Source organism: Synergistota bacterium, assembly GCA_021159885.1.
In the GTDB taxonomy this organism is placed as follows: Bacteria; Synergistota; GBS-1; order GBS-1; family GBS-1; genus AUK310.
Genome location: JAGHDO010000035.1, coordinates 1 through 5537, shown reverse-complemented (window position 1 = coordinate 5537; position 5537 = coordinate 1). Strand labels below are relative to the sequence as shown.

Annotated in this window: 8 protein-coding genes; 5 read left to right on the top strand and 3 right to left on the bottom strand. The window is 40.8% G+C overall.

Annotation, left to right across the window (positions count from 1 at the left end; genetic code table 11):
• The 5 genes from J7M13_03495 to J7M13_03475 form a co-directional block, all read left to right on the top strand.
• The coding region (locus J7M13_03495) for an AAA family ATPase (protein ID MCD6363050.1) at nucleotides 1–501 on the top strand (501 nt) is incomplete at its 5' end.
• 617 nt (nucleotides 502–1118) lie between these two features.
• Complete coding sequence (locus J7M13_03490) at nucleotides 1119–1604, top strand: isoprenylcysteine carboxylmethyltransferase family protein (protein ID MCD6363049.1); 486 nt, start codon at nucleotides 1119–1121, stop codon at nucleotides 1602–1604.
• Nucleotides 1605–1636: 32 nt separating this feature from the next.
• Nucleotides 1637–1813 (top strand): flavodoxin family protein, encoded by a 177-nt coding sequence (locus J7M13_03485; protein ID MCD6363048.1) that lies wholly within the window; start codon nucleotides 1637–1639, stop codon nucleotides 1811–1813.
• Between the two features lie 80 nt (nucleotides 1814–1893).
• A complete protein-coding gene (locus tag J7M13_03480; protein ID MCD6363047.1) occupies nucleotides 1894–2103 on the top strand; it encodes a hypothetical protein in 210 nt (69 codons plus the stop codon).
• Between the two features lie 99 nt (nucleotides 2104–2202).
• The gene (locus tag J7M13_03475) at nucleotides 2203–2538 is read left to right on the top strand and encodes a hypothetical protein (GenBank protein MCD6363046.1); all 336 of its coding nucleotides are present in this window, start codon (nucleotides 2203–2205) and stop codon (nucleotides 2536–2538) included.
• A 742-nt stretch (nucleotides 2539–3280) separates the two neighbouring features.
• Here J7M13_03475 and J7M13_03470 read toward each other — a convergent pair.
• The 3 genes from J7M13_03470 to J7M13_03460 all read right to left on the bottom strand — a co-directional run bounded on the left by J7M13_03470 (nucleotide 3281) and on the right by J7M13_03460 (nucleotide 5483).
• Complete coding sequence (locus J7M13_03470; GenBank protein MCD6363045.1) at nucleotides 3281–3613, bottom strand: DUF169 domain-containing protein; 333 nt, start codon at nucleotides 3611–3613, stop codon at nucleotides 3281–3283.
• A gap of 106 nt (nucleotides 3614–3719) precedes the next feature.
• The gene (locus tag J7M13_03465; protein ID MCD6363044.1) at nucleotides 3720–5147 is read right to left on the bottom strand and encodes a radical SAM protein; all 1428 of its coding nucleotides are present in this window, start codon (nucleotides 5145–5147) and stop codon (nucleotides 3720–3722) included.
• 6 nt (nucleotides 5148–5153) lie between these two features.
• On the bottom strand, nucleotides 5154–5483 hold the full coding sequence (locus tag J7M13_03460) for a winged helix-turn-helix transcriptional regulator (GenBank protein ID MCD6363043.1): 330 nt from the start codon (nucleotides 5481–5483) through the stop codon (nucleotides 5154–5156).
• Nucleotides 5484–5537: the final 54 nt, after the last annotated feature.

Below are 5537 nucleotides of genomic sequence, written 5' to 3'. Positions count from 1 at the left end.
GGGGAGATCAGATTGGCCTCGAAGAAAGCGCTTATAGAAAGCATAAAAGAAGGGGTCAGAAATGGGTTGTTTGGACTTGGTTATGTTAGCGGGAATGAAATAAAATGCAAGTATATAAACGAAATCCCTATCATTAATTTAACTGACGAAGAGATAATTATCAGGTCTGAGGAATGCGTAAAAGATATAGAAGGGGAAGTAGAGGGTTCTCCACCGAGAGGAACAGAAGAGATTCCACCGATTGGGGAAATAGGGAGAGGACCCGAAGAAGTTGGGAAGAAAAAATATTCAAAACTAAGTTTGAGACTTAAGGTTCCTGTTGGACAGATTTCTACAATCGCTAGAATCGTAAATTATCTAAAAAATAAGTTTAACCAGTGCAGCATAGAAGTTACCATTCATGCAGGCAATGGGGAAATTCAGGTTACAGAATACGAAGACAAAGTGCTGGAAGCTTTAAGCCAGGCTGGTATAAAGATTGAGGAGGAGATTTACGAATAGCTGATAAAGAGTGAAAGTACTAAGTGTTCTACATTTCAAATTATAGCCGTATAAAGTGAGAAAGAATATCATAAAGGGGGAATAAATCATAAGTGAAGGATGGCATGTAACTGCACATTGCTGACGCCCTTAAGTTAAAATGGCCAAGAACAGCAGCTATGTTAAAAAGGATAGCACGTGGATATATAGGAGAAGCTAAAAGAGAAGACTTAAATACTGAGCTGGATGATTTGTGACTTGTTAGATTTACAGCTTTGCAATTCCACTTCACTTAGCAGCAGGTATGTAACTATGATGCTTTGCACTTCCATCTTTTATAAGATTCAGCATATGCTTTTTCCGAAAAACTATAATTTTTTTCATTCTTAATTTTCTGTTGATGCTCTTGTATAGACCGCATATTTAATAACCTCTCCATGGATTTTCGCACCCTCAGTCTTTTTGCCCCTTTGCTCCTGGTTTATATCCTATTTTATTCTAATGCTAATTTTGCAGAGTTTATCTGGATATGGGGGAGTGGATGGTAAACTCGCTCTCGAGAATTGGGAGAACGGGCCAGATAAGGTTGATGTCGTTTGGAAGTTGAATAAGGCCTAAAGATGGGAGGGATGGAAGTCATGTATAGGGAAAGCATTATCCACTTGATTGGCCACATAGTGTATATTACTTTATATGGGGTGCTAATAGTGTCTGCTGTTCTTTTCTATAATTCTCTTAATTCAGTTAGGTTACTATGTGCAGGGTGGATAATCTTAGTTGTTGGTATTATTTTTCTAATGTGGGCAAGCAAATCACGGAAGAAAGGGCGCATGGAGGAAAATCTCATCGAGATTGGTGCATATGCTTTTGTTCGCCATCCCGGATTTTTAGGACATATATTGATAGTTTTCGCACTGGTTATTATTTCACAGCACTGGGTCAGCTTGATTGTTGGTGCGATCTTAATCTCTCTATTGTGTTTTGCCATGATAGAGGAGGAAAAGAGAAACATAAAGAAGTTTGGTGAAGCGTACGGTGATTATATAAAGAGAGTTCCGAGGATGAATTTAGTAGCTGGAATTATCAGGCAAATACGCAGCAGAAGGGAAGATGGCAACGAGTGAATGTTAAAATTAATAGTGGGAGGTAGAGTTCCGTGAAAACGCTTGTAGTGGTTTATTCAAGAACTGGGATTACCCTTTCTCTGGCTAAGAAGATAGCCAGAGAACTTCAAGCTGATCTTGAGATCATTAGAGACAATGTGAATAGAAAGGGAGTCCTTGGTTTTCTTCGCTCGGGATATGAGGCGGTGAGAAAAAAATTCCGTCCATAGCTGAGCCAAAGCATGATCCTGCTGACTATGACCTCGTTATTATCGGAACTCCGATTTGGGCAGGTCGGATGTCGAGTCCCGTGAGAGCTTATCTTCTACACTTTCGTGAGCGCTTTAAGCAGGTGGCGTTTTTTGCTACTTCTGGAAGAGGTGGCTATAAGAGGGCTTTCATTGAGATGGCTGAAGTTGCAGGAATGAAGCCATTGGCTACAGTTGATTTTTCCTCAAGGCAGGTGAGGGGAGGGAAAGATGTAGAAGCTCTTGAAGCTTTTCTGAAAGCCGTCAAATGATACGCTATCGGGTTTGAATTTGCTGAAATATTGTTTATTACTGATGATAAAGGGTTTCTTTCGCATGGCTGGTGGCAATTATTATAGGAGGTGATAAACATGTCTTTTAAGGTATTGTTCCTCTCCCATGCTCCTGATGCAGACCCGGAGAAGCATAGATGTGTTATTGAAACTCCCAAGTGCTATAAGTTTTTCGCAGTAGTAGTGAGAGATCAAAAGCAAGCGCTTGAAGTGTGCAAAAAGCTTGTTAAGGAGGAGGGTATTCAGTCAATACTTCTCTGCCCGGGATTTACTCATAAGGATGTTGCAGAAATATCAGAAGCGGTTGGTAGAAGTGCTGGAGTTTTTGTAGCAAGAGGCGATGGTCCCAGTAGTGGGATTTCAAGGAAAGCAATGGAAAAAGAAGGCTGGTTTTCAGGGAGAGAAAGGAAATAATTTTCTGTAGCGATGATGACTAAAAGCTTACAAAGAAGGAATAAGCCCTGTATACTTTATGGGTAAAGAAGTGCTATCTCACCCTGCGCAGGTCATCCCTCCTCAGACGGGATGCTATCTTGGAGTCTTTCCAGGATGGGGAGAGACAGAAGATGATGTCAGCTCATATGAGCTCGAGGAGTTTACGGAGACCCTGCAAAACCTGACGGTCCCCAGAGGTATGTCGATGCCTTTAGACACATCATTGATCTCTTTAGAATTCAACCCAATCATGAATCATATCCCAGGGAAGAATGAAACACAATTGAAGCTTACTACCCTGGGGACGAATACATAGAGTGGATAGGGTTCAGCCTTTACGGAGCTCAAATTTATAACAAGCTGACCTTGCTTTTTCCCAATAAGCCCCTCATGCTGGCTGAATGGGGAGTCATGGAGAGATAGTTTTTAAACCAAAACGTGAAATAAGATGTGCCCTAAGGTCCTGTTAAATATTCCGAATTTGAAGCTCCACTATTACAAGCAATCGAACCTATTTGGGGAACCTCATAATTCCATCTTCTTTCTGCTATACATACCTTTCGGATAAATCCTGTTTTATCTCTCTTCGTGATCCATTTGAAACACATCAACTTTTAGCACTTTTTCAGCGCTTCTCTTCTTGAGCATGGTATATGCATTCTTATTTCTTGAATTAGGTATAGCTTTCATTGATAGATATTCAATATAGTCCGCAATGCTATCAAAATCCCTCTAACCCTTTTCCATTCTTTAATCCTTCTGGAAGTGGTTTGAAACCAAATGCGGCAGCAGCTGCCGGGCATGATATACCCTCCTTATCGAGAAGCACATGTCTGCCATGTCTGGCCTCCATGACTGCTTGGCAGTATCTGTACCCCTTCAGTCTTCCTACATGCTCGTTTTTTAGCAAGTCCTCAATAATTGCGACATCTTTTTGTAAAATGAATTTGATGCCAACGGGAAATGTGCACATTCCAATTTTTTCCTTAAGAGTTTTTGCTTTCTCTCTTACCTGCGATGGAGCAAACTTGGGGTTTAATTTTGCTTCGCTCATTCCTGTACCTCCCTTGATATTGGCTTCTTGCGTTGTAAATCAACCTACTTATGGCTTCTGCCTTATATTTTTCCTTCAAAGCAACTTTTCCTCTCTTGCGCCGATCTTACGCCGATTCTAAAATGGAAGCTTCTCTTATCCTGCTCCAAGCTGCTTTGTTTAGCAAGCATCCTGGATCTGGAGCTTTGAGGTTTTTGAAATATGCATAGGCTCTTGCTCTGCATCCTCCACATACATACCTATAGGGGCACTTACCACAATTGGCTTCGAATTCATCCCTGTTTCTTACGGCTTTTAAAACGGGGGAGTTTTCCCATACATCTTTAAGATCATCTTTTATTATGTTCCCGAATTTCAGTTCTTCCTGAGGCATAAAGACACAAGGGGAAAGATCTCCGTTAGGTTGGATAGCGGCATACGCCCTGCCAACACCACATCCACCTATGTATTCGGCGGCTAAGGAGCCAGCTTCACCATCGAATGCACTGTAATGGCTACTGACATATATATTACTGGTACCCATTTTGCATACTCTTCCAAACTGCGGAGCAGTGGTAAATACGTTGTATCCTTTGCTCAGGTATTTATACATTATGCTCATCATTTTTTCTCTTTCTTCTGGGGAAAGGTCATACGTTGCCATATCTATGCCTCTGCCTACGGGTATGAAGTTAAACGCGAAAAATTTATCTACACCAAGCTCCTCAAATGCGAACTTTATTATATCTTCGAATTCCGAGAAGTTAATATGTGTAACCGTTGTAGCCAGGCCAACTGTAAAAACTCCTTTACCCAATTTAACCGCGTTTTTAATACCTTCTGTTGTTCTTTTCCAAGCACCATTTACGCCTCTAAAGGCGTCGTGGATATCTGGATGGATACTGTCTAAGCTCACTTCTATGTAATTAACGCCGGCTTCTATCAGTTTTTCTATATTTGCAGGGGTAAGAAGCGTTCCATTCGTAGCTATTGAAACATGAAACCCTTTGTCGTGGGCGTATTTGAATATTTTGAAAGCTTCTGGTGCCATTAGAGGTTCTCCTCCAGAAAATGCGATAAGGGAAGTTCCAGCGTCCCATAGCTTATCTATCGCTTGCTTCTTTTCTTCCAAGCTTAATTCATCTGGGAGGGGATGAGCTGCTCTCTGATAGCAGTGCTCACACTTTAGGTTACATACGTTGGTCAGGTTCCACACGATTAGTAGAGGGGCGCTGAATATTTGGGGTTTCCTTAATCCATATCTCGCTATGCTTTCTAAGACGGTTTCTATCGCGTGTACTGTATAAGGTTCCTTGTCCAATATTTCAAGAATTTTACCGGGGTCATTAGCGGTAGCGATCTGAATTGCTGGTTTAAGAAAAGGAACGAGGGGAAGAATTTTCATTTTCCTCAGTAGGGGAAGTTGCTCTCCTTTCAGATACTTCACAATGTCTTCATACAGACTGGTACCATCATCCCTTTTCTCGGTTATGAGCTTAAAAATCTTTCTTGATACCGGACTCCCTAAAGCCTTTTCCACATCTTCTGGCTTCAATCATGGTCATCTCCTTCCTCTAACTGACTTTATTGAATCTAAAACCACAGAATACCTGTGCTCTACTAAATCTTTCATTTTTTCTATAACCTCGATGGATTTCGTGCATTCTAATCTATAATGTGTTTTTCCGTCTTTTATGTATGATGATACGAGATGAAATTTTTTTAAGATATTGATGTGCCGTGAAAGATATCCCTTCTCAACGCCGAGATCCTCTGCTAATTGACATAGCCTCATATCTCCATTCATGAGTTTTTCTATGATTTGTATGCGTAGAGGGTGTGATAGTGCTCCGAAATATTTAGCCACCGTTTCGTAGTGTATTTTAACCACCTCCCCTCTATAAAGAGTATAACTTTTAATCGATATATGTCAATATCAATAAAT

Coding starts and splice junctions, on each gene's coding strand:
- J7M13_03470 (MCD6363045.1), bottom strand. CDS start 3,613: ATGAGCGAAGCAAAATTAAACCCCAAGTTTGCTCCATCGCAGGTAAGA.
- J7M13_03490 (MCD6363049.1), top strand. CDS start 1,119: ATGTATAGGGAAAGCATTATCCACTTGATTGGCCACATAGTGTATATT.
- J7M13_03475 (MCD6363046.1), top strand. CDS start 2,203: ATGTCTTTTAAGGTATTGTTCCTCTCCCATGCTCCTGATGCAGACCCG.